This is a genomic window from Tenacibaculum aestuarii (assembly GCF_964510395.1).
Classification (GTDB): Bacteria; Bacteroidota; Bacteroidia; order Flavobacteriales; family Flavobacteriaceae; genus Polaribacter; species Polaribacter aestuarii.
Window position 1 is genome coordinate 514,013 of the sequence record NZ_CAZEFY010000003.1, and the last position, 25,632, is coordinate 539,644.

The window sequence follows — 25,632 nt, forward strand, 5'->3', positions numbered from 1 at the left end:
TTAAACTATTTTTGTTTTACGACCGCAAAATTAGTAGAGATAATTAATCTAACAAATTTTATTAAGATTTATTTTAAATAATTTTTAACAGTTTTTAGTATTTACTTAACAAGCAAGCTGTTAAGCTTGCTCCCATTTAAAAAAATTAACAATGGCTTTACGAATATCGTACGCTATTTCATCATTTTTAGGTGTATAAATACTTATAACCCCTTCACTTTTATCTGAAAGCATAGGTATATCAAGTCCTCTTAATAAGTAATCTGAAAAGGCAACTGTATAGACTTTATCTTCTTCAAGTTTACCATTTTTAAGTATCCATTCTTCATTTTCTTTCTTAGCATTAAATCGTTGTAAATAAGCTCCTGTTCCTGAAGCTGCTTCTCCGAAGTCTAATACTTCTTTCAATAAACTTCCTTTGATTTCTACTTTTAAAACCTCACCTCCATAAGGTAAAACTCTAAAAATATCAACAGCATTAATATCTCCTGCTAATATGTCGTCTATTCTAACAGAACCTCCATTTACAAGTGCACAGTCAACTTCGTTATTGTAAGCTAAACTCATAGATTCTGCAATAATCTTCCCCATATTTGTTTGTACACTTCTAATAGTACTTTCTCTTGCATCAAGAGGTTCTTTAGCTGTATATAATACTTCATAAGGATTGGAAACTACTTCTTGAATTTTATTTTGTAAAACAACCTGCCATTTATCAACTACAGCTTGTACCTTTTCATTTGAAGCTATTGAGTCATTGATCTCTTTTAACTCTGATTTAAATTGAGTTTTCTTAGTTGCAGGATCATATTCAAATCTGTGGATATAAGCCGTTTTAGCATTTGCATCAGCTTTCGCAATTACTACCTCTCCTTCTTTATCGTAGCTGTTTGTGTGTTCATGTCCTCCCATTATTAAAGGTACATTAGGTAATAATTTTGCGATCTCTTTGTCTTGCGTTAACGAAGCATGAGTTAAGCCAATAACTATATCTACATTGTCTTTAATTTCATTATATGCTCGCTTTATTTCTTCGTACATATCGCCATAGTGTACATAACTCTTAGGGTTAGAAGGAATACAAACACTGATAAAACCTACTTTTAATTTTGTTCCATCTGGATTTACAAATTCTTTTATGTAAGAATCTTTTAAGCTTTGCTTTTCTCCATCAATAGTTTTATGAAAATATGAGTATTCACCATTTATATTATGTAAAACGTTTGCAGAAATCCATTCAAAATTACTTTCGTTCAATCTAGCTTGTAAATGTGTATAACTTAAATCGAATTCATGATTCCCAAAAGCAACCACATCAAAATTCATTGCATTCATTACTTCTACCATTTGCTTGCCTCTAACACGTTCACCATTATGACTCATGGTTCCTATTAAAGAAGGCGATAAAAAGTCTCCTGCCAACACTAACATTGTTTGCTCATTTTCTTTAAGTAAATCTTGATGTACAGTTTCTACCCTAGCCATTCCACCATATTTACCTCCTTGTATTGGAGCTATTTCATAGACATCGTTTAACTGAAGAATTGTAAAGTAGGTTTTATCAGCATCTTTTGTAAACTGATATTTGTTTGTAGAAGTGTTAGCCGTTTTTTTATTTGTGTTACAACTAACTATAAAAAATGTGATAAAAAGTGCTAAAAAAATTCTAATCTGTTTCATTTGATTTTACTTTAAAAAGAAACCAAATTTACAAATTCTAATGAAGATATTGACGTGTGTTTTGTCGAATCATTCTTCTGTATTCCACCAATTCTGGAAATTGGTAAAAGAAGTTGATTTTCTTATGTGCGATCGTTCTAGGTTTTTTAATCTTAGGTCTTAGTACAAAAGCCGTCCAGCTTTCTACAATATCTTCTTCTGGACTTTCTGCAGCATAATCTGTTAAAAATTCTGTACGATTGTTTAAATACAAGTCATATAACTTTTCAACACAATTTGCTTCGGTATAGCAATATTTACGCTGAATTACATCCCAACGATTTAACAATGCACCTTTCCAAAACAGATTAACAAACCTATTTATGTAACTATTTTTATATGCTTCTCCTTCTAGAGTTAAATACAACTCGCCTTCGTCTTGTAAGTTTTTATCAGTAGGACGTATTTGTGTTCTGTTTAAGGTAAGTAAATGTCCGAATTCGTGCACTAAAGTGTAAACAGACTCGTGAAGTCTTTTTTTATCTTTAGAATAAAAGTTAACATCATTAACGTCTATTTCTAGTTGCCATTTGTCATTTTTTGAACTCAAGGCCACCAAAGCTCCTGTTTTTTCATCAAGCCCATCCGTCATTAAAACAATTCGCTTGATGTATTTTTTGGTTAACTCTTGAGGAAAAATTCTATTAAATTCATTCCAATAATAAATTGCAAGTTGATCGTTTTTAGATCTATTTCGTATTATCTCTCCATTTTTCACACTCCATGTACCTATTCTTTCACTATCTGTAGCTTGAGAAAAGGCTGAAAAAAAGAAAAAAAGAAAAATAATATGTATTAATTTCATAATCTTTTAAAAAACTTCAAGTGCTTTATTGTATGCACTTTCAAAACTCATTGGTTTTATATTGGTTTCAACTTTATTTGCGGTAAAATACGACAGTAATTTTTCTGTAGGCATATTACCTGTCAATTCATCTTTTGCCATTGGGCAACCTCCATAACCTTTTATAGCTCCATCAAAACGTCTACAACCTGCTTTAAAAGCACTATCTACTTTTTCGTGCCATTTTGTTGGAGTTGTATGAAGATGCGCTCCGAATTCTATTTGAGGATAACTAGGTATTAAGTTTGAAAATAAATAATCTATATCTTCAGGTGTTGAACTTCCAATGGTATCTGACAAAGATAATATCTTAACACCTAAGTTAGAAAGTTTCTCTGTCCACTCACCTACAATCTCCACGTTCCAAGGATCACCATATGGATTCCCAAACCCCATCGATAAATACGCTACTACTTCTTTATTTGTTCTATTAGCTATCGTTAAAACTTCTTTTAACGTATCAATAGATTGTTCTATTGTTTTATGTGTATTACGCATTTGAAAGTTTTCAGAAATTGAGAAAGGGTATCCTAAATAATCAATTTCTTCAAACTGTGATGCATCATTTGCACCACGTACGTTCGCTATAATCGCTAAAAGTTTACTTGTAGTAGATGATAAATCTAATTTTGACAAAACCTCTGCGGTATCTCTCATTTGAGGTATTGCTTTTGGTGATACAAAACTTCCAAAATCTATCGTATCAAACCCCACCTTTAACAGTGAGTTGATGTATTTTGCCTTGGCCTCTGTAGGAATAAAATGACTTTTAATTCCTTGCATTGCATCTCTTGGGCATTCAATAATTTTAACACTGTTAACCATTGTGTCAAATATACATAATTTTGGTTCATTTTCTCTAGTTAAGACTACTGCAAACCCACGCTAAAAAACTCACCTCACAAGCGTTTAAATACCAGTAACTTACACATCAACTTTATAAAAAAACACCCTTTTTTATAAAAAAAGTTATTTTTATTGAAACAAACTGTCACAATTTAAAAGCTAAATTGTCTCTAGTATAGAATGATTTCATTGGAGTCGCAGAAAACACATATCAACCAACTAATCGAACGCTGTAAGAAAAACGATAGCACTGCACAAATGCAGGTGTATCAGAACTATTATAAAGCTATGTATAACACATCGTATCGTATTTTAAAAGACGAATTCGAGGCTGAAGATTTAATTCAAGAAGCATTTTTAACTGCTTTTACAAAATTAAATTCTTTTAAGGGAGAAGTTACTTTTGGTGCTTGGTTAAAGCGAATCGTTATTAATAAAAGTTTAACCCAACTAAAAAAGGTAACGCGATATGATGAAGTTAAAATGGATGTGATTCCTAATTATGAAATCGAAGAAGTTGAAATAGATTATAGCTCTCTTGAAGTACAAAGAGTATTAAGTTGTTTGCAAAGTTTGAAAGATAATTACAGAATTGTATTGACTTTAAACTTAATTGAAGGCTATGATTATGAAGAAATAGCTCAGATATTGAATTATACTAATGAAAATGTGCGCACAACAATATCAAGAGCTAAAAAGAAATTAAAACAAGTATTGGTTAACGATACTAATAAAACACAAGGATATGGAGGATAAACTACATCAATTTTTTAAAGAAAATGATTTCGATGTTTTTGAACCTCATCAAGGACATTTAGAACGTTTTCAGCGTAAACTAGAAAATCCGAAGAGAAATAAAAAACCTTCAATTTTCTGGATGAGTATAGCAGCATCAATTGTATTAATGTTAGGTTTTTATCTTGGTAATTACCAACAACAAAAAACGTATACTCTAGCCGATGTATCACCTAAAATGGCTGAGGCTCAAAACTTTTTTGTTACAACTCTTAATCAAGAACTAAAAGAAGTTGAACAATTTAGAAGTTTAGAAACTGAAACAATTATTGAAGACTCTTTAAATGAAATTGAAGAACTAGAAGACCAATATAACTCTCTTGAAAAAGAGCTTTCTAAAAAAGAAAACAAACGTCAAATCATCCGAGAAATGATACAAAATTATCAACAACGATTAGATGTGCTAGAAAGGCTTCTTTTACAGTTAGAGCAATTACAAAACCCAGCAAAATTAGAATTATTAGACGATGAAATTATATAAACTACTTTTCTTATTCTTACTTATTCCTACCGTTCTTATCGCTAACGATAGAAAACACGAAAAAAGTAAGAACATTAGCAAAACGTTTAACGTTAACAAAAACGCTACCCTATACATTAACAACAAATATGGAAATGTAAACGTAACTACATGGAATGAAAATCGTATCGAAATCAATGTTAAAATAACTGTAAAAGGTGATGATCTTTCAAGTGTTGAACGTAAACTAAAAGACATTGACATTCAGTTTGAAGCTACTTCCAATTTAGTAGAAGCTAGAACGATTATAGAAAAAAGTAAATCTTCTTGGTCTTGGTGGGGAAGCAATAACACCAATTATAAAATTAATTATTCGGTAAGAATGCCTATTACAAACAATGCCGACTTACACAATAAATATGGTAACATCTATTTATTAGACGAGCTTGAAGGAAAATCGAATATTAACTGTGATTATGGTAAAATTCAAATCGACCAATTATTAAACAGCAACAACAATATTAGTTTAGATTATTGCGGTACTTCTGAAATCAATTACATGAAATCAGGAAACCTTAATGTTGATTATTCAAAATTAAACATTAGAAAATCTAATAATTTAAAAGTAAGTGCAGATTATTCAACCATAAAAATTGACGAAGCTATAGATGTTACATTTAATAGCGATTATGGAAGTATTTCTGTAGGAGAAATTTCTAACTTAACTGGAAATTCTGATTATGCTAGTGTTAAAGTAGGTACACTTAAAAAGAACTTGAAAATTAATAGCGATTATGGCGGAATTAGAGTTCAAAACATTGCTAAAGGATTTGATAACATTACTATTGATGGAAACTACGCTAGCATCAAATTAGGAACCAATAGCAATAACAACTTTAATTTCAACATCGATTTATCTTATGCTAGTTTTGGGTATCCTGACAACAATGTAGAACTATACAAAAGCATCAAAAAAACATCTAAAAAATACTATGAAGGTACTTTTGGTAAAGGAAATTCGAATTCAAAGATCACCATTAAATCTAACTATGGTGGTGTTTCTTTAAAACTAAATGATTAACCAACTTAAAATTATATTATTATGAAAAAATTAGCAATTATCTTACTTACCCTTACTTTCAGCTTACAATCTCAAGCACAAAGTTGGTGGAATACTAAAAAAGTAAGAGGAAACGGAAAAGTTACTACAGAAACACGAAATGTCGGTTCTTTTGACAAAGTAAGTCTAGGAGGTTCATTCGATGTTTATTTAGTTGATGGTGTTGAAGGTGAATTAACAATTGAAGGAGAAGAAAATGTTTTAAAATATGTTGAAACTGAAGTTAAAAACGGAAAACTTCACCTTGGTTTTAAAGACAACACCAATATTCGCATGACTAAGAAATTAACAATTACAGTTCCTTTTGAAAACCTTAAGTCTGTTTCTTTGGGTGGTTCAGGAAATGTAATTACCAAAAAACGCATTAAAGCTGATGAAGTAGATTTCGCCCTTGGAGGTTCTGGAAATATTGTAGCCAATGTAGATGCCAACACTGTTAAGACGTCAATTGGAGGCTCTGGAAACATTAAATTAAAAGGGAAAACTGACTATTTAAAATGTTCTATTGGAGGTTCTGGAGATGTGAAAGCGTACGAATTAGACACTAATTCTTTAAAAGCAAGTATTGCAGGATCAGGTGATGTGCAAGTTTCAGTTAAAAATAAAATTAAAGCAACTGTCGTTGGATCTGGAAATATTTACTACAAAGGAAATCCAACCCAAATAGACAGCAACTCTTTAGGTTCTGGAGATGTTGTTGACAAAAACTAAACTCAGTATAAACTAACTACAATAAAAAAATCCGCTGTTTACAAACAGCGGATTTTTTTATTTATTCTTTTTTAAACAACACTAATCTATTGGATTTACACTTTTAAAAGCAATTAGGGTTTCTCTAGTATCTAAAACTTTTTCTACATAATCCTTAAACTGCATATAATCTTCAGGAGTAATTAAATCAGAAGATACACTAGATTCAATATCTATTTCTAAGAGGTTTTTCTTAATTAACTTATAAGAGATTGAATAACTATGGTCTTTAAAACTATAAGTATTTTTTTCTGGTAAGCCTACAAACTCTTCATTCTCATTAAGTCTTACAATTATTTTTTCTCTATAATAATCTGAATTTTCATATTGCCTATAATCAATTGGATATGATCGTTTATCTAGTTGAATAACTAAATTATTATATGGGTTTAAAAAATATGGTACTTTAAACGTTTGTAAACCTGCTACTTTGTTTATTTTTATATCTGAAGTTAATTTCATTTTATATGAAGCAGTTCCTTTGTCTTTATTTATCTCTATTTTTTCAACATCTTTAAATTTGACAGGTTCGCTCGTTCTATTAGAAATCTCTTGATGAAGTTCATCTTTTAATAATTCACCTTCTTTATTTGTTAAAACATCGATATAATAAGATGCTAAATGACCAGTAACTTGTGTTTCTAACTTAATATCTGACTCTTCTTTATGTAAACTTAAGTCAGTAATACTCATAAATTTTGCTTTTTCTCTAAGTACATTGTTTAGTTTAAATAAACCTTTAACAACTTTATTAGAGTTATCATACGGAATTTCTAAAGCAGTTGCTTCACGAAGAGACATTGGTAACGATTTAAATGGTAAATGCTTATCTGTAAGCTCTAAAAATTGAGCTTCTCCATTTATTTTAACCTTAACAATACAATGATTAAAATCGGTACTTGGAAGCAATAGTTGGTTCTTAGCATAATCTGCAGTAAGGATTAAAACCATATTTACATCTAACTCCGCTTTTTTTGCTAAAACTAAAAATAGAGATGAAAAATCTTTACAATCTCCTAATTTAGTTTTTATTGTTTTTGATGGTTTTTGTGGTACATACCCTCCTTGTCTAAAACTTACGTGACTATAATTTAAATTGTCCGTTATATAATAATAAATCTTTTTTGCTCTTTGATTTTCTGATAATTGCTTGTATCCATCTATAAATATTTCATTGAATACTTCTTCTACCTTTTTATCTACTTTTAACTGCTTTCTAACAATATCAGAATACCAAGAAGCTATATCATTCCAAGAATCAATAGAGCTAACACTTAATCTCGTTACTACATCGTTAAAAGCTGGCATATAGTCTTCTGTTATTGGAATACCAGGCACATTATTTAGTTCCCATTCATGAACATAATAATCTCCTTTTTTATATGTGTGATACTTAAGATCTCCATTCTTTACTACTTGATTTACTTCTTTATCTAAAGTTAAGAGCCTATAAATATTTTTGGAAATAGGATGATACCCTTTAAACCCATGGCTTAAAATATAATCTTTATAAAACCTACCATAAGTTGAGTAAGTTGTTACGTAATCTACATAGACAACATCTCCTATTTCTAACCCAGAAAAAACAAGGTTAGCTCCATTACGATCGGCAGGAATAGATTCTCCGTTAGGTTTTATTATTTCTGCTTTCTTTATTAGATAATCTCCCGACAAGCCTAAATCATATTCTTTAAAAATATCTACACCATTCAAAGAGGTTATTTCCTGAATAAAAGTTTCTTGAAATTCTCCCCCTCCTCTATTATGACTTAAGACCGTTACTTGATTTAATAATGTATTTATACCATAATTATTTGTGGTATTCTTATTTCTATTCTGATTAATATATCCATAAGCATCTTTTAAACTAAATTCATCAAGTACATTCTTCTTATTTTCTAAATCATTAATTTTTTTTCTCAATTTATGATCTGATGGACTTCTATCTAGAGCTATTTTATATAAATTTATGGCTTCTTTTTTCTTTCCTAATTGAACATAAGCATCTCCTTTTGCCTTTATAAAAGCATATGAATTTGGATAGTTTTCAATTCCTCGTTCTATAAAAGGTAAAGACCTTTTATATTGATTTGTATCATGAAGTAATTGAATTAATATATATAAAAAATCATTATCATAACTAAACCTGTTTATAACCTCAGTATACAAATCAACTACTTCTTCAACTCTATTTTGTTTTTTATAATAGTAACCTAAATACTTTATAACTTCTGAGTTAAACTCTGATTTATTATATTTTTCTAAAGTGTTTATTGTGGCTTTGTCATCATTAAAAAGTTTAGTGTAAAATTCAGAAAAAACAGATTTCATACTTGATGGTAATGTTTTGTCTTCTAGCAACTCTTTTAACTTCTCTTTCATTTCTAACTTATTTTCTCGACGTAAGAAAATCATGAAATCAGATACTTTTTCAATAAATGGATAATTAATTGAGTTTTTAAGTTTTTTCATTTTCTTTTCATATGCCTCAATATCTAACCTCATTAAGTCGTCAAATTTTTGATACTCTAAAAAAGAAGACATGTAGTAATTTGGATCTTCTCTTTTTAAATTATCCTGTATTCTTTTTAAAGCACTATCATCCCCTTTTACACTATAACACTCCGCTAAACAAGTTCGTATCAATGAACTCTTAGGATGTTTCTCATACCAATCTTCTAAAAGGTTCATTGCTTTATTTATTCTTCCATTTCTATAATAAGTAAGGAACAAATTAAATTTTGTCAAATTAGTGTCGTAATCTGGATTTTTAAGTTTTTCCTCAAAATACTTCTCTATACTATGAGGAATTAGTTTAGGGTCTACTTCTTTTACACTACTTTTTTTATAATTTCTATTAACAAACGATGTCTTATAATTCTTTAAAGGCTTTCCTTCTAAGTCTTCCATTCTTAAAATAAAATATGGATTACTTCCATTTGTTGCCAACTTTATTAAAAACCTATTAACTCCTTTTTGGAGATTTACTTCATAAGTATAAGCGTCTAATTCTGTATTATACTGATCATCATCTTCTAAAACCAATACATCGTTAATCCAAAAACGAATTAACCCTCCTTTACCTAACTTTACTAAAACTCTTTGATCTTCTGAAGACTCAATAAATGTTTGAGCATAATGAACTCCTGCCCCATATTCAGAGTGGTTAGTAAACAAATTATATACTTCTGAATTGTTTGGTGATTTATACCATTGTGCATCTCCGTTACTTTGAGCGTCAAAAACCACTTTATTCGACGATTCCTCTTCTGGAGGATAAGGCATATCTATACCACTAGAATTTAAATTTTCAAAAACACCGCAATGCTCCCAATCTCTTACAGCATTAATATTATTCATTAACATAGTATAAGACCCCCAATCTTTAAGGTTTCTTTTAGTTATCGATTGTAAATAAAAAACCCCATTCTTCACTGTTGTATTCTTTACTTTAGAAGCATCTATAAACTGAGGTGACTCATATGTTTCAGAATTAAAACCCATATCGAAATAATCACTAAAAAAGTAATTCATTGTCCAATTAGAAAACATATAATTTTCATAGTTCTCATAATTAGATATTTGCTTCAATAGTTCATGGTCACTACGCATATTACCATTCTCCATTTCTACTAGTTTCTTCAGAATTAGATTCTCAACATCATCTTCATAATTTAGCTTATTTACTAAGCTAAGTGCCTTATCCCGGTTATTCTCTAATAAAGCATTCCATATTTCAAGGTTTTTTTGCGCGTATACAGTTAAAGAAAGAAATAGAAAAAACATACAAGTAAATATGTTTTTCATTCTTGAGTAGGTAAAATAATAAATCATAGTAGGTTTTTAAATATAGCATTTTTTGAAACTGCTCCAAACCTAAGTAAATAGAAGATAATAACCTAAAAAATCATAAAAAAATCCGCTGTTTACAAACAGCGGATTTTTTATTTATCAAGAGTTACTTTCTTTATTTCAACGAAGCTAAACTCGCTTTAATCGTTTCAATTTTAGCTAAGGTGTCTGACTCTTTTTTACGTTCTAACGTAATCACCTGCTCTGGTGCATTGCTTACAAAACGCTCGTTAGATAATTTCTTTTGAATTCCTGTTAAGAAACCTTCTGCTCGTTTTAATTCGGCGTTTAATTTTGTGATTTCAGCTTCTACATCAATTGTATCTAATGAAATTGGAACAAAATATTCGTTTGACTTCACACGGAATGAAGCAGCTCCTTCTACTTTATCTGATACATAAGTAACTTCAGAAGCATTGGTTAACTTTTGAATTACCGCATCAAAATCTTTAGTATAGTTTTCGTTATTTACCACAGCTAATTCAATAGCGTCCTTAAACGAAATATTTTTATCTTTTCTAATCGTTCTAATTCCTGAAACCACATCGGTCATAAATTCAAAATTGGTAATCAACTCTTCATTCACTTCTCCAATTGCAGGATATTTAGCTATAATTAGCGCATCTTCTGGAGTTCTTTCTATGATGTGTTGCCAAATTTCTTCTGTCAAGAAAGGCATGAAAGGATGTAATATTTTTAAGTTGTTTTCTAACACCTCTATTACAACTTTGTACGTTTTAGCATCTATCGGTTGTTGATACCCCGGCTTTACAATTTCTAATAACCAAGACGAAAAATCATCAGTAATTAATTTGTAAATAGCCATCAATGCGTCTGATAAACGATACTTACTAAAGTGGTCTTCAATTTCTAACATCACTTTATCAAACTTAGACTCATACCAAGCTAATCCTATTTTAGCTGTTTCAGGTTGTGCTAAATTTTCATCAACTTCCCATCCTTTAATTAAACGGAATGTATTCCAAATTTTATTTGCAAACCCTTTACCTTGTTGGCATAAATCTTCGTCAAATAATAAATCGTTTCCTGCAGCAGAACTTAACAACAATCCAACACGTACTCCATCAGCTCCAAAATCTTCAATTAATTTTAAAGCATCTGGTGAGTTTCCTAAGGATTTACTCATTTTTCTACGTTGCTTATCACGAACTAACCCTGTTAAGTATACATTTTCAAACGGACGTGCATCTTTATATTCATATCCAGCAATAATCATACGAGCTACCCAGAAGAATAAAATATCTGGACCCGTTACTAAATCATTCGTTGGATAGTAATACTTGATTTCTTCATTCTCTGGGTTGCGAATTCCATCAAAAACACTCATTGGCCATAACCAAGAAGAGAACCAGGTATCTAACGCGTCAGGATCTTGTTTTAAATCAGACGCTGACAACGAAGAGTTTCCTGTTTTTTCTTGAGCTAATTTAACTGCATCCTCAACATTTTCAGCAACTACAAAATCTTCTTTTCCGTCTCCGAAGTAATAAGCAGGAATTTGCTGACCCCACCATAACTGACGTGAAATATTCCAGTCACGAATGTTTTCCATCCAGTGACGATATGTATTTTCAAATTTTCTTGGGAACAACTTCACTTCTCTATCTTCTCCTAGCACAGCTTCTATAGCTGGTTTTACCAACTCTTCCATTTTTAAGAACCATTGATCTGATAACCTTGGTTCTATTACTGCTTTCGTTCTTTCAGATGTCCCTACTTTATTTATATGAACTTCTGTTTTTACTAAAAAGCCTTTCTCTTCCAATTCTTTGGTAATTTCTTTACGAACTACGAAACGGTCTTTTCCTTCATAGTGTAATCCGAATGAATTTAAGCTAGCATCTTCATTAAAAATATCAATTACTTCTAAATTGTGCTTATCTCCTAAAACCTTATCGTTTTCATCATGCGCAGGCGTTACTTTTAAACAACCTGTACCAAATTCAACATCAACATATTCATCCTCAATAATTGGAATTTCACGATTACATAAAGGTACAATTGCTTTCTTTCCTTTTAAATGCGTGAAACGCTCATCATTAGGATTGATACAAATAGCTGTATCTCCTAAAATAGTCTCAGGACGGGTAGTTGCTATAGTTACTTTTTCATCAGAACCTACAATATCATACTGTAAATAGTATAAATTTCCTTGGCGCTCTTCGTAAATTACTTCTTCATCAGAAAGTGTAGTTTTTGCCTCAGGATCCCAATTTACCATACGGAATCCACGGTAAATTAGTCCTTTATTATATAAGTCTACAAATACTTTAATTACTGATTCTGACAATGCAGGATCCATCGTAAATGCAGTACGTTCCCAATCACAAGAAGCTCCTAACTTTTTTAACTGATCAAGGATAATTCCTCCATACTCATGTTTCCATTCCCAAGCATGCTCTAGAAACTCTTCACGAGTTAAATCGTTTTTATCTATTCCTTGCTCTTTTAACTTCGCTACTACTTTAGCTTCTGTAGCAATCGAAGCATGATCTGTACCTGGAACCCAACATGCATTTTTTCCTTGTAAACGAGCACGACGAATTAATACATCTTGAATAGTATTATTTAACATATGTCCCATATGCAACACTCCTGTGACGTTTGGTGGAGGTATTACTATTGTGTATGGTTCTCTTTCATCTACTTCAGAATGAAAATAATCATGTTTCATCCAGTAATCGTACCACTTACCTTCTACTTCTTTAGAATTGTATTTTGATGGAATATTCATATGTGTTAAAATATCTTGTTTTGCTTATTTGCTAATAAATTAGCTTTTGGCATTGTTTTTGAAAATTGATTAGCAAAAATACAACTATCTATGAGGTACAGAAAATTAGAAGTTGTTTTTTTAAGATCTTAAATAAATAATACTAAATTTGTATTGGTTTACACCTTAAAATTAATTTTAACATTATGAAAACAATTTTATCATTTGTCGCTGTTTTCTTTATTACGTTAACAGTAAGCGCTCAAGAATTTAAATTTGAAACTGAAACAATCGACTACGGTAAAGTAGCTCTTGGGTCTGAAGGAAAACGTGTATTTGAATTCACAAACGTAGGAGATGCTCCTTTAATTATAAAAGATATTATATCTACTTGTGGATGTACAGTTCCAACTAAACCTGAAAAACCAATTATGCCAGGAGAAAAAGGAGAAATTGAGGTTTCTTATGACACTAAAAGACCAGGTGGTTTTTCTAAAGCTATTACCATTATTTCTAACGCTAAGAAAAGTAGAAAAATGATTAAGATAAAAGGGTTTATAGCAAAAGATGCAACACCTGCGAAAGAAAAAAGTACAGTAAGTGATAGCTAAAAACTACATTCCATTAAATATAAAAAGCTCAACTTTAATAAGTTGAGCTTTTTATTTATATACGCTGTTCTAATTTAAATTCAAACTTTAGCTTCACTCCTGCCCTTTCAACTTCTATTCTTATTCTTCTGCCAGGTTTGGTATGAAACATTTCAATAATTCCATTCAGTTGATATTCGTGTGCTGCTTTACCGTTAATCTTTTTTATAACATCATCTACTTTAAGCCCTACTTTATATGCAGGTGAATTCTTTACGACTTTATCTATTCTATATTTAGGTTTAAAGCGATAAAAATAACTATCTATAAATGAAATAACATTTTTTTGCTGTGCATCATTATTATAACTATCTACAGCTTTGGTCATCGATTTTTCTCTTACTAACTCTTGACCAGCATGTACAACGTGTATACCGCTCATATTGTAATAAAAACCTTTTTTTAAAGAAGCATTTTTCTTTAAAATAATTCTCTCGTTAGGATAATCTATCCAAACTTTGAACCGTTTTAAAATATCTCCTCCGATACTACCATTTCGTTCTTTAAATTGTCTTGCATTAAATGTTGAAGAAGAATCTAAAAAAGATGCTGTTGGTTCTTCTATTAAAAATTTTCCTATTTCAATTTTTTTTATCCTACTTCTATTTCCATAGATGGTTCCACTAAACCCCTCTCCTACAATATCCTTAAAAAATTTTTTAGGAGTTTGTAATTCTTCTTTTGTCCCTTCAAATAACCAGATTGCATCACTTCCTCCAGTATCAATTAATAATTTCACAGGTATCATCATGCTTGTAGGAGAATCTAACTGCACAAAAGCATCTATATAAGGTTTATCTCTATAAAATTGTAAAGGAAAACTTTCACAACTTCTACAAATAGATTTTTTATAAGTTTTCGGATTGTAAAAATCAATCTTTTTACTATTATAATTAATTTTTACAATAACATCTTTCAACAAATCATAACCTATTATACCATGAATTGTAGTTCCCATTTTGGCAGATATATCAAAAGCATCCTTTAATATAACGTAAAGCTCTTCACTAGAACTCTTGATGTTCTTTATTCTAAAAATATTATTTTTAGATTTTAATGCTTCAACGGGTTCTCCTGTACCTAGCCCTCGAATAAACACTCTTTCTATATCATTTAACCCTACACTATCTTTTGAGGTCAGGTTGAATAAAATTGTTCTACTTACTCCTGTATCTAAAATAAAAGACAATTGATTCCCGTTAATTTCTAGAGGTATGACAATAAGGTTATTTATTAATTGAAAATTAATAGATTGTTTATCTGTATTATTTCCTAAAAATTTAAAATTTTGCTGTGCAAAAACAGACACACTAAAAAATAGTGTTAACATATATAGTAGTAGTTTAGTCAAAAAAACTTGTTTTAAGGTTCTGTACTTAAAGATACAATCTTCTTATCATTTTTTTCGCTTTTTATGATTTTTTTAACCCCCTTTTTCCTTAAAAACTCTCTTATTTTATCAAAAATATTTCGCAAATTTGCCACTCAAACAACTAATTAATATAAAAATGCCATCAATTTCTAGTAAAGGAAATGCTATGCCTCAATCACCAATACGTAAATTGGTTCCTTTTGCAGAGGCTGCTAAAAAGAACGGAACAAAAGTTTATCACTTAAACATTGGGCAACCAGACATCAAAACTCCACAAGTCGCTTTAGATGCTGTAAAAAATAATACTATTGAAGTATTGTCTTATGCTAGATCTGAAGGTTCGGAAGAATACAGAACAAAATTAGCTAATTACTATGCTAAAAACGATATTCATGTAGCAGCTAACAATATTATTGCAACTACAGGAGGTTCAGAAGCTTTATTATTTACTATTGGTAGTATTACAGATCCAGGAGATGAAATCATTATTCCTGAGCCTTTTTATGCTAATTATAACGGATTTTCAACTGCTTCAGGTGTAAAAGTTGTTCCTGTAATTTCTAAAATTGAGGATAACTTTGCTTTACCTGCAATTGAAGATTTTGAAAAATTAATTACTTCAAAAACTAAAGCAATCCTAATCTGTAACCCTGGAAATCCAACGGGTTATTTATACAGTCAAGAAGAAATTGAAAAATTAAAACAAATTGTATTAAAACACGATTTATTTTTAATTGCTGATGAAGTGTATCGTGAGTTTACTTATGACGGAGAAAAACACAATTCGGTAATGGCTTTAGAAGGATTAGAGCAAAATGCTATTATGATCGATTCTGTTTCGAAGCGATATAGTATGTGTGGTGCTAGAATTGGTTGTATCGTTTCTAAAAACGAAGAATTTATTAATACTGCTCTTAAATTTGCTCAAGCACGTTTAAGTCCTCCAACTTACGCTTTAATTGCTAGTGAAGCTGCTTTAGAAACTCCTCAAAGTTATTTTGATGAAGTAATTGAAGAATACGAAGATCGTAGAAACACCTTAATTACTGAATTACAAAAAATTGAAGGTGTAAAAGTTGCGAATCCTAAAGGAGCTTTTTATTGTGTTGCTGAATTACCAGTAAAAGATAGCGACGATTTTGCTCAGTGGATTTTAGAAAGCTTCAACGATAATAACGAAACGGTAATGGTAGCCCCTGCTAGCGGATTCTATTCAACAGAAGGTGAAGGAAAGAACCAAGTTCGTATCGCGTACGTTTTAAATAAAGCGGACTTAAAACGCTCGGTTGAAATATTAAAAATTGCTTTAGAAAAATACAATAGCTAATTGAATATTCAAAAAAACATACCTTTAAAAGAGTACAACACGTTTGGTATTAATGTTAATGCCAAACGTTTTGTTTCTGTCACCTCTGTATATCAGCTACAACAACTTTTAAAAGAAGAAAAAGACATTTTTTTAATTTCTGGAGGAAGTAATATGCTACTCACCAAAGATATTGATACCTTAGTTGTACACATTGATATAAAAGGAATTTCTATTGATAGAGAAAATCATAACGATATATACATTACTGCTAATGCTGGCGAAAGCTGGCATGAATTTGTCTTATGGTGTGTTTCTCAAGGTTATGGCGGATTAGAAAACTTATCATTAATTCCGGGTAATGTGGGTACTTGTCCTATCCAAAATATTGGAGCTTACGGTGTTGAAGTAAAAGATACCATATCAAAAGTTGAAGCTATTGAAATTGAAACAGGAAAACTAGTTTCTTTTTCTGCGGAAGAATGCCAGTTTGGATACCGTAATTCTATTTTTAAAAACGAAGCGAAAGGAAAGTATGTATTGACTTCTGTTAGTTTCCAACTAACAAAAAACAATCACAATCTTAATACTTCTTACGGAGCAATTGAATCTGAGCTATCTTCAAAAGATATTACAAATCCGACTATTAAAGATGTTTCTGACGCTGTTATAGCTATTCGTCAATCAAAGTTGCCGGATCCTAAAAAAATAGGAAACAGTGGTAGTTTCTTTAAAAACCCTGTGATTTCAAAAGAACATTTTGAAAAGCTTCAAACAGCATTTCCTAATATTCCTAGTTATGTAATTTCTGATACAGAGATTAAAGTTCCTGCTGGATGGCTAATTGAACAAATCGGATTTAAAGGCAAGCGTTTTGGCGATTATGGAGTCCATGAAAAACAAGCCCTCGTATTGGTGAATTATGGTGGAGCAACAGGAAAAAAAATTTACGAGTTAGCACAAAAAATTCAGCATACTATCAAAAAAACATTTGATATTGATCTTGAAATAGAAGTGAATATTATTCAATAGATAGATTTCTGGATTATTAGATGGTTAGATATTTAGATTATTAGACATTTAGTCTTTCGACCTCATATTATATAAAAAAACGTCGTTACTAGATTTAAAATTAGTAACGACGTTTATCTTTTTATATTGATGCTATCTATTCTTTATCAAATAAAGCCTTGTAAATTAAACCACCCACTACTGCACCAGCTATAGGAGCTACCCAAAACAACCATACTTGCGATAAGTAACCACCTCCAGCAAATAGCGCTTGACTCATAGAACGAGCTGGATTTACCGATGTATTCGTAATCGGAATACTTATTAAGTGAATTAAGGTCAACCCTAAACCAATAGCAATTGGTGCAAAACCTTTTGGTGCATTTTTGTGAATACTTCCTAAAATGATTAGCAAAAAGAACATAGTTAATAAAAACTCTGCTACAAAAGCTGCTGTCATGTTATATCCTCCAGGAGATAAATCTCCATAGCCATTAGCTGCAAAGCCTTCAAGTATTTCAAATCCGTCGTTATCTGTTACTATTAAATATAAAAAAGTAGCTGCTAAAATAGCTCCTACTAATTGTGATACAATATATGGTACTACTTCTTTAGCTGTATGATTTCCACCAATCCAAAGCCCAATAGTAACTGCAGGGTTAAAATGCCCTCCTGAAATGTGTCCTACTGCATACGCCATTGTTAATACCGTTAAACCAAAGGCCAATGCTACGCCAGTGAAGCCAATACCTAAATCGGGAAATCCAGCAGCAAAAATAGCACTACCACACCCTCCAAAAACTAACCAAAATGTTCCGAAAAATTCAGCAAAATATTTTTTCATATTCATGTTTTTAAATTAATTGATTCTTAAATATGACCCGTATTTAAATAAAAGTCACATTGTTATAAATCTCTTTTAAATTCACACAGAAGAAACAGGAAGTTCGTATCTTTGCAATACAAAACAACACATCATGAAACCTGTAGGTTTAAAATAAGTATTTTAAACATTTAAGGTTACATCTGACCATTGAGAAACAATTAAAAACGAACAGATGAAATTAATTTTTGTTACCATAGGATTATTAGCGTTAGCATTTGCTGGAATTGCCATTAAAATTTGGGCAAAAAAAGACGGAGAGTTTGCTGGTACTTGTGCTAGTCAAAACCCAATGTTAAACGAAAGTGGTGAAGCTTGCGGGTTTTGTGGTAAAACCCCAGACCAATTCGATACTTGTAGCGAACCTCAACACAACTAACGGTCTTACTCAACTAACCTTTTTATTTTTATGGTATTTACTATACTGTTCTACACTTTTGTTGTAGCTACGGCTATACAAGTTGTGTATTATTTGTTCTTCTGTTCTTTTGCTTTTGAAAAGAAAAAAGAAAAAAACGGAGACGTGAATATCCCTATTTCAGTAATTGTATATATAAAAAACAATGCTGATATTTTAACTGAATATATTCAACATTTGGTTAAACAAAAATACCATGATTTTGAAATTGTTCTTATTAACAACGCTTCTACAGATAACACTTTAGATATCTTAGAAGAACTACAAAAAAAGTACGCAAACTTAAAAGTTGTAGACGTAAAAAATACAGAAGCTTTTTGGGGAAATAAAAAATACGCACTTACTCTTGGGGTTAAAGCTGCTACACACGAACATTTATTATTTACCGAAATAGGCAGTAAAACTTTAACTGAGAACTGGATTAGTGAAATGGCTAGTAATTTTTCACAAGAAAAATCAATAGTTATTGGGTATCAAAAGTTAAAACGTAATAAGAATTCGTTAAGTAATCTATTTATACGATTTCACCATTTATTAAACAACATTCAAGCTTTTACTTTTACCAAATTTGGAAATCCGTACAAAGCTACAAACCATAACTTGGCATATACAAAAAGCGAGTTTTTTAGAGTTAACGGATACATCAATCACGTAAATCTTTTTATTGGTGAAGCCGATTTATTTATAAAAGATGCTGCTACCAAAACCAACACAACCTACACTACTAATGTCAACAGCTTTGTTGGGGCTAGAAAAAAAATAACTTTCAAAGAATGGATTTCTCTTCAGAAAAAAGAAACCATCCTAAATTCATTATACAAAACCAAACATCAATTTTTACTCCGTTTATTCAAAATATCGAAAGTAGTATTCTACATTTTAGCTATTTACATCGCGGTAATTAATTGGGTAATTGCCTTGCCAGTTGTAATAGGATATTTCATTTTACAATATGTAGCTTTAGGAAAAGCTGCTTCAAAACTTCAAGAAAAAAACGTAATTCTATTACTGCCTTTCTTAGATATTTGTTTCGTATTAGTACAAATTAGTATATTTATATCAAACCAAATTTCGAAACCAAAACATTGGAAATAAATCAAGAAAAAGTACTTCACAATATTCAGCAAGCAAAAAAAGGAAATCAAATAGCTTTTAATTATTTGTTAGACACTTTTTGGGGAAACGTATATGCTTTTCAATTAAAACAAACTCAGAATGATAATGATGCTGAAGATATTACCATTCAAACTTTTTCTAAAGCTTTTGATAGAATTGAAACTTTTGATGAAGATTATCAATTTAAAACTTGGCTGATTACCATTTCCAAAAATGTATATATCGATTTTCTTCGGAAAAAAAAGTCTTCTATCTATACACAAACTACCGAAGAACAAGAAAAAGAGGTGTATGCCGTTGTTGATGACGCCCCCTCACCTGAGGATAAAATTATTACGGAACAAAACTTAGCCAAGCTTCTAAAAGATATTAAAAAACTAAAACCAAAATATCAAGAAGTTATCAATCTTCGTTATTTTCAGGAATTGAGTTATAAAGAAATTTCTGAGCAAATTAACGAACCTATTAACAATGTTAAAGTTAAATTATTGCGTGCAAAAAAATTATTAGCTGAAATAATAAAGAAATCATAAATTGCAAGAACATTAAAATCAAAAACTTATGATTTTACAGTTTCATGCAAACGCAAAAAACGTATACAAAAAAGAATTATATAAAGAGCTTCGATTAAAAAGAGGAAGAAAAGAGCATGTAAGCGCTATTTTAAAAAAGCTAAGAAATAGTGATTATCTAAACTTTTAAACCTTCTCTTTTCTCATGAAAAAATCCCTCTTAAGTTTATTAGGTCCTGGATTATTATTTGCTGGAGCTGCCATTGGGGTTTCGCACTTAGTACAATCTACCAGAGCTGGTGCCGATTTTGGTTTTGGTTTACTTTGGGCGCTTCTCCTAGTTCATGTTTTTAAATATCCTTTTTTCCAGTTCGGACCACGCTATGCTGCTGCAACCGGAGAAACGCTGTTAGATGGTTATAAAAAACTAGGCAAAGGCGTTTTAATAAGTTACTATATTTTAAATTTTGCTACCATGTTTACCATTCAAGCTGCTGTAACGATTGTTACTGCTAGTTTGGCAGCTAATCTCTTTGGTTTTTCACACGATTTAGTTGCATGGTCATTAGCAATTATGCTAGTTAGTATTCTTTTTTTAGGAATTGGTAAGTATACTTTTTTAGACAATTTGATGAAGTATATTATAGCCATTTTAACTGTAAGTACTATTGTTGCTGTGGCTATCGCTTTATTTAAAACTGAAAAAGGATTCAGCTTTCAACAAATTATCCCTAGCGGAACAGCACAAGTAACTTTTTTAATTGCCTTTTTAGGATGGATGCCTGCCCCATTAGATATTTCAATTTGGCATTCATTATGGTCAGTTGAAAAAGATAAAATTACTTTTGAAAAGATTAAACCTAAACAAGCTATTTTTGATTTTAATGTAGGATACATTGGAGCCTTATTTTTAGGAGTTTGTTTTGTGATGTTAGGGGCTTTAGTAATGTATCAATCAGGAGAGTCTTTTTCTAGTAAAGGAGCTACTTTTGCCTCACAACTTATTAATCTATATACTGAAAACCTTGGTGAATTCTCAGGAATATTTATCGGTGCTGCAGCATTTACAACTATGTTTAGCACCACTATTACCACCTTGGATGCTTCACCTAGAGCAATGGAAAAATCTTCTTCATTACTTTTTTCCAAAAAGATAAAATTAAACTACTGGTTTTGGATCATACTTTTAACAATTGGTACGTATATAATCCTTCGTTATTTTTTAATTGATATGGTTTTTCTTGTAAGAATCGCTACTGTTTTATCGTTTTTAACAGCACCTTTTTACGCAATTTTAAACTACATTTTAATAACAGGAAAACATACATCTGAAAAACACAGACCAGAAATAGGCTTGCGTATTTTAAGCTTAGTTGGCATTGCTTTTCTTATTGGGTTTAGTATTTGGTTTTTGCTTAGTTTATAAATCTTTTCTTTGTAAATTTGCAGTTCAATTTTTTTATGGAATGGCAAACGAATCTATAGTAGCACCAGAAAGAACAAAAAAACCAAAATGGTTACGTGTAAAATTACCTGTTGGTAAAAAATATACCGAACTAAGAGGTTTAGTTGATAAGTATAAACTGAATACAATTTGTACCAGCGGAAGCTGCCCTAACATGGGTGAATGCTGGGGAGAAGGTACTGCTACCTTTATGATTTTAGGAAATACTTGTACACGTTCTTGCGGATTTTGTGGTGTAAAAACAGGAAGACCAGATACTGTTGAATGGGATGAACCAGAAAAAGTTGCGCGCTCTATCAAGTTAATGGATATTAAGCATGCTGTAATTACTTCGGTTGATCGTGATGATTTGAAAGATGGAGGTTCTATTATTTGGGCTGAAACAGTACAGGCAATCCGTAGAGCAAACCCGAATACTACTTTAGAAACTTTGATACCAGACTTTCAAGGGAATGAAAAATTAATAGATCGTATTATTGAAGTTGCTCCTGAAGTAGTTTCTCATAATATGGAAACGGTACGTCGTTTAACACGTGAAGTTCGTATTCAAGCAAAATACGACCGTAGTTTAGGTGTTTTAAAATACTTAAAAGATAATGGTATGCGTACTAAATCTGGAATTATGCTTGGTTTAGGAGAAACTGAAGAAGAAGTAATTCAAACTATGAAAGATTTACGTGGTGTTGGGTTAGATGTTATTACTATCGGCCAATATTTACAACCTAGTAAAAAACACTTACCTGTTAAGGAATTCATAACACCAGAACAGTTTAAGAAATACGAAACTTTAGGATTAGAAATGGGCTTTATGTACGTAGAAAGCGGGGCTTTAGTACGTTCTTCGTACAAAGCACACAAGCACGCAAGCTAATTTTCACTTTAAATAATCCTTAACTTTTTAACGTTTCAACGTTAAAAAAATGTCAAATATTTAAAAAACGCACTAACGTGCGTTTTTTCTTTTTAATTTTGGCACAGATATTGGAAACAATATTTATGTAAACAAGTAACATTGTTTTCATTGTGTAAATTATTTGAATTAGTTGATTAACAAAAAAGCCCACTCAATTGAGTGGGCTTTTTGATTTTATAATACTTTACAACTTATATTGCTCTGATAATGTCATATTTAGTGACAATGTGATACTTCCCATTTTCTAAATCAACCAATACAGCTTGACTATCTTTGTCTATTAATTTAGATACTTCTTCTATTGAAGCCGATTTTTTAACTATAGGATATGCTTTGCCCATAACCTCTTTAATAGGCTTGTCTGCTACATTTTTATCTTCTAAATAACTATGTAACAAAGCAGATTCATCAACAGAACCTACAAATCCGCTTGCATCTCTTACAGGAATTTGAGATATTTTAAAACTACGCATTCTCTCTATTGCATGTGCGACCAACTCTTCTGTTTGAACAGTTACTAATGGCTTATCAATATGATCTTTAATTAAATCTTCTGCAGTTGTAATTTCTTCTTCTAAGAAACCTCTATCACGCATCCAATCATCATTAAACATCTTACCTACATAACGACTTCCGTGATCATGGAATAACACAACTACTACATCATCTGGTTTAAATTCGTCTTTTAACTGTAACAATCCTTTAATTGCTGAACCTGCAGAGTTTCCAACAAAAATACCTTCTTCTTTCGCTATCTTACGTGTATAAACAGCCGCATCTTTATCGGTAACCTTAGTAAACCCATCAATTAATGAAAAATCAACGTTCTTAGGTAAAATATCTTCTCCAATTCCTTCAGTAATGTAAGGATAGATTTCATTTTCATCAAAAATACCTGTTTCGTGATATTTTTTAAAGACAGATCCGTAGGTATCAACTCCCCAAATTTTAATATTTGGATTCTTTTCTTTTAAATACTTTGCTGTTCCAGAAATAGTTCCTCCAGTTCCTACTCCAACTACAAAATGTGTGATTTTTCCATCAGTTTGCTCCCAAATTTCTGGTCCTGTTTGCTCGTAATGTGCCTGCGCATTTGATGGATTGTCATATTGATTTACGTACCAAGAATTAGGAGTTTCTTCTCCTAAACGCTTAGATACTGAATAATATGAACGAGGATCATCTGGTTCTACGTTTGTAGGACAAACAACTACCTCTGCTCCTACTGCACGTAGAATATCCATTTTTTCTTTTGACTGCTTATCAGAAATTACAAAAATACACTTATACCCTTTTACAATAGCCGCTAAAGCTAATCCCATTCCTGTATTTCCTGAAGTACCTTCAATAATAGTACCTCCTGGTTTTAAACGACCATCAGCTTCAGCATCTTCAATCATCTTTAATGCCATACGGTCTTTTACAGAGTTTCCTGGATTAAAAGTTTCTACCTTAGCTAACACCAAAGCATCAACTTCTTTTGTTACAGAGTTTAATTGAACTAAAGGTGTGTTACCAATAGTTTCTAATATATTTTTTGCGTACTTCATATCTTGTAATTGTTATGCAAAACTAAGCAAATCGAATGGATTTTGAAGGGCGGATTTTGGTTATGATATACGAAGGTACAATCAACATTAAAAAGCATAATGCTAGCGTACCAATATTTAACAATAAAATCGCTAGTAAATTGATATCTACAGGTACCGTAGACACATAATAGGTTTCAGGATCCAAGCTTATTAATTTGGTGTACTTCTGAATTAAAAGAAGACTCAACCCGATAAGATTTCCCCAGAACAATCCTTTTAAAATTAAATACGAAGCATTGTATAAAAATATTTTTCTAATGCTCCAATTTACACTTCCTAAGGCTTTTAATATTCCTACCATTTGCACGCGTTCTAAAATAAGAACTAACAAGGCTGTTACCATGTTTATTCCTGCAACCAACACCATAATTCCGATAATAAACCACACGTTGTTATCTAATAACTTTAACCATTCAAAAATTGCTGGATAATGATCAACAATGGTAATGCTATTTAGGGTTGCTCCTATACTTGAATATACTTCATCTCCTTTTTGTCTTAACTCATCGTAATCATCAATCAACACTTCAAAACCTCCTACTTGGTTTTCCTCCCAGCGATTAATCTGTTGTACTTCTCTTAAATCACCCAACACCATGATTTTATCAAACTGCTCAAACCCTGTATTGTAAATTCCTACAACTACAGGTTTTCTCATTTTAAATTTCAAACTACTATTTTCAGCTCCAAACCATGTTTGAATCGTGTCGTTTAATTTAAAGTTTAATCGATTAGCGATTGATTCTGAGATTAAAATTTCTTTATTTCTTTCTTGATTGAAATTAGGCAAGCGACCTTCAACCAAACATTCATTGAAAAATGTAAAATCATAATCGGCTGAAACTCCTTTCAATATTATTCCTTCAAAATCGGATGGAGTTCTTATGATTCCTCCCACATTGGCAAAAGGTTGAACTTTTTTTATTCCATCAATATTTTTAAACTCTGGATAGAACTCCTGGTTAATATCAATCGGAACAGTAGAAACATCGGAATTGTTGTTATCGTAATTTACAATTTGAATATGCCCTTTAAATCCGGTCATTTTATCGCGCACCTTGTTTTGAAAACCTGAGGTTATTGACACCGCAATCAGCATAATTGCCACGCCAAGTGCAATGGCAATGGTTGCTATGGTAATGATAGGTGATGAAATACTGCTTTTATACTGTTTTCCAGCAATGATTCGTTTTGCTATAAATAGTTCGAAATTCAAATGTTTTCTTTTTTACAAAACCAAAAGTAATTAATTCTTACGGAAAGAAAGAGAAGAA

The 25,632-nt window shown here is 31.1% G+C and carries 22 protein-coding genes; 13 read left to right on the forward strand and 9 right to left on the reverse strand.

What is annotated here, in order from left to right:
* Window positions 1-120 precede the first annotated feature (120 nt).
* Genes ACKTSU_RS08510 through ACKTSU_RS08520 form a run of 3 tightly spaced genes read right to left on the reverse strand, consistent with a single transcriptional unit; the run spans window position 121 to window position 3,388 of the window.
* Window positions 121-1,680 (reverse strand): bifunctional metallophosphatase/5'-nucleotidase, encoded by a 1,560-nt coding sequence (locus tag ACKTSU_RS08510; protein ID WP_408035961.1) that lies wholly within the window; start codon window positions 1,678-1,680, stop codon window positions 121-123.
* Between the two features lie 37 nt (window positions 1,681-1,717).
* The gene (locus tag ACKTSU_RS08515; RefSeq protein ID WP_408035962.1) at window positions 1,718-2,524 is read right to left on the reverse strand and encodes a hypothetical protein; all 807 of its coding nucleotides are present in this window, start codon (window positions 2,522-2,524) and stop codon (window positions 1,718-1,720) included.
* 6 nt (window positions 2,525-2,530) lie between these two features.
* On the reverse strand, window positions 2,531-3,388 hold the full coding sequence (locus ACKTSU_RS08520; RefSeq protein WP_028892520.1) for a hydroxymethylglutaryl-CoA lyase: 858 nt from the start codon (window positions 3,386-3,388) through the stop codon (window positions 2,531-2,533).
* A gap of 201 nt (window positions 3,389-3,589) precedes the next feature.
* Here ACKTSU_RS08520 and ACKTSU_RS08525 point away from each other — a divergent pair, with 201 nt between their 5' ends.
* From ACKTSU_RS08525 to ACKTSU_RS08540, 4 genes are read left to right on the forward strand one after another with little or no spacing between them, the layout of a single operon-like run.
* Window positions 3,590-4,165, forward strand: coding sequence for an RNA polymerase sigma factor (locus ACKTSU_RS08525; RefSeq protein ID WP_408035963.1), 576 nt, complete (start codon window positions 3,590-3,592; stop codon window positions 4,163-4,165).
* On the forward strand, window positions 4,155-4,685 hold the full coding sequence (locus ACKTSU_RS08530) for a hypothetical protein (protein ID WP_028892522.1): 531 nt from the start codon (window positions 4,155-4,157) through the stop codon (window positions 4,683-4,685). The genes ACKTSU_RS08525 and ACKTSU_RS08530 overlap by 11 nt, the downstream gene beginning before the upstream one ends.
* Window positions 4,672-5,745, forward strand: coding sequence for a hypothetical protein (locus tag ACKTSU_RS08535; RefSeq protein WP_408035964.1), 1,074 nt, complete (start codon window positions 4,672-4,674; stop codon window positions 5,743-5,745). The genes ACKTSU_RS08530 and ACKTSU_RS08535 overlap by 14 nt, the downstream gene beginning before the upstream one ends.
* A 21-nt stretch (window positions 5,746-5,766) precedes the next feature.
* Window positions 5,767-6,495: a head GIN domain-containing protein gene (locus ACKTSU_RS08540; protein WP_408035965.1), complete on the forward strand. Its 729-nt coding sequence runs from the start codon at window positions 5,767-5,769 to the stop codon at window positions 6,493-6,495.
* An 81-nt stretch (window positions 6,496-6,576) separates the two neighbouring features.
* Here the strand turns inward: ACKTSU_RS08540 and ACKTSU_RS08545 are convergent, their stop codons facing one another.
* The gene (locus ACKTSU_RS08545) at window positions 6,577-10,341 is read right to left on the reverse strand and encodes a transglutaminase domain-containing protein (protein ID WP_408035966.1); all 3,765 of its coding nucleotides are present in this window, start codon (window positions 10,339-10,341) and stop codon (window positions 6,577-6,579) included.
* A 160-nt stretch (window positions 10,342-10,501) separates the two neighbouring features.
* On the reverse strand, window positions 10,502-13,141 hold the full coding sequence (locus tag ACKTSU_RS08550; protein WP_408035967.1) for a valine--tRNA ligase: 2,640 nt from the start codon (window positions 13,139-13,141) through the stop codon (window positions 10,502-10,504).
* 185 nt (window positions 13,142-13,326) lie between these two features.
* Here ACKTSU_RS08550 and ACKTSU_RS08555 point away from each other — a divergent pair, with 185 nt between their 5' ends.
* Window positions 13,327-13,731, forward strand: coding sequence for a DUF1573 domain-containing protein (locus ACKTSU_RS08555; protein WP_408035968.1), 405 nt, complete (start codon window positions 13,327-13,329; stop codon window positions 13,729-13,731).
* Between the two features lie 55 nt (window positions 13,732-13,786).
* On the opposite strand, the gene ACKTSU_RS08560 is transcribed toward ACKTSU_RS08555, so the two are convergent.
* On the reverse strand, window positions 13,787-15,100 hold the full coding sequence (locus tag ACKTSU_RS08560) for an aspartyl protease family protein (RefSeq protein ID WP_408035969.1): 1,314 nt from the start codon (window positions 15,098-15,100) through the stop codon (window positions 13,787-13,789).
* A gap of 178 nt (window positions 15,101-15,278) precedes the next feature.
* Here ACKTSU_RS08560 and ACKTSU_RS08565 point away from each other — a divergent pair, with 178 nt between their 5' ends.
* A complete protein-coding gene (locus tag ACKTSU_RS08565) occupies window positions 15,279-16,469 on the forward strand; it encodes a pyridoxal phosphate-dependent aminotransferase (RefSeq protein WP_408035970.1) in 1,191 nt (396 codons plus the stop codon).
* Window positions 16,470-17,480, forward strand: a complete 1,011-nt coding sequence (murB, locus tag ACKTSU_RS08570; protein WP_408035971.1) for a UDP-N-acetylmuramate dehydrogenase — start codon at window positions 16,470-16,472, stop codon at window positions 17,478-17,480.
* A gap of 136 nt (window positions 17,481-17,616) precedes the next feature.
* On the opposite strand, the gene aqpZ is transcribed toward murB, so the two are convergent.
* Window positions 17,617-18,303: an aquaporin Z gene (aqpZ, locus tag ACKTSU_RS08575; RefSeq protein WP_408035972.1), complete on the reverse strand. Its 687-nt coding sequence runs from the start codon at window positions 18,301-18,303 to the stop codon at window positions 17,617-17,619.
* A 214-nt stretch (window positions 18,304-18,517) separates the two neighbouring features.
* Here aqpZ and ACKTSU_RS08580 point away from each other — a divergent pair, with 214 nt between their 5' ends.
* The 6 genes from ACKTSU_RS08580 to lipA are packed head-to-tail and all read left to right on the forward strand — an operon-like array spanning window position 18,518 to window position 22,724.
* Window positions 18,518-18,721 carry a hypothetical protein gene (locus tag ACKTSU_RS08580; protein ID WP_028892532.1) on the forward strand — a complete coding sequence of 68 codons (204 nt, stop codon included), beginning with the start codon at window positions 18,518-18,520 and terminating at the stop codon, window positions 18,719-18,721.
* Window positions 18,722-18,751: 30 nt separating this feature from the next.
* Entirely contained in the window at window positions 18,752-19,855 is a 1,104-nt protein-coding gene (locus tag ACKTSU_RS08585) for a glycosyltransferase family 2 protein (protein WP_408035973.1), read from the forward strand.
* A complete protein-coding gene (locus ACKTSU_RS08590; RefSeq protein WP_028892534.1) occupies window positions 19,846-20,409 on the forward strand; it encodes an RNA polymerase sigma factor in 564 nt (187 codons plus the stop codon). Before ACKTSU_RS08585 ends, ACKTSU_RS08590 begins: the two co-directional genes overlap by 10 nt.
* 28 nt (window positions 20,410-20,437) lie before the next feature.
* On the forward strand, window positions 20,438-20,578 hold the full coding sequence (locus ACKTSU_RS08595) for a hypothetical protein (protein WP_408035974.1): 141 nt from the start codon (window positions 20,438-20,440) through the stop codon (window positions 20,576-20,578).
* A 15-nt stretch (window positions 20,579-20,593) separates the two neighbouring features.
* Window positions 20,594-21,814, forward strand: coding sequence for an Nramp family divalent metal transporter (locus tag ACKTSU_RS08600; RefSeq protein WP_408035975.1), 1,221 nt, complete (start codon window positions 20,594-20,596; stop codon window positions 21,812-21,814).
* A 40-nt stretch (window positions 21,815-21,854) separates the two neighbouring features.
* Complete coding sequence (gene lipA / locus ACKTSU_RS08605; protein ID WP_274634163.1) at window positions 21,855-22,724, forward strand: lipoyl synthase; 870 nt, start codon at window positions 21,855-21,857, stop codon at window positions 22,722-22,724.
* 233 nt (window positions 22,725-22,957) lie between these two features.
* On the opposite strand, the gene ACKTSU_RS08610 is transcribed toward lipA, so the two are convergent.
* Entirely contained in the window at window positions 22,958-24,316 is a 1,359-nt protein-coding gene (locus ACKTSU_RS08610; protein WP_408035976.1) for a pyridoxal-phosphate dependent enzyme, read from the reverse strand.
* 22 nt (window positions 24,317-24,338) lie between these two features.
* Entirely contained in the window at window positions 24,339-25,574 is a 1,236-nt protein-coding gene (locus ACKTSU_RS08615; RefSeq protein ID WP_408035977.1) for an ABC transporter permease, read from the reverse strand.
* Between the last annotated feature and the right edge of the window lie 58 nt (window positions 25,575-25,632).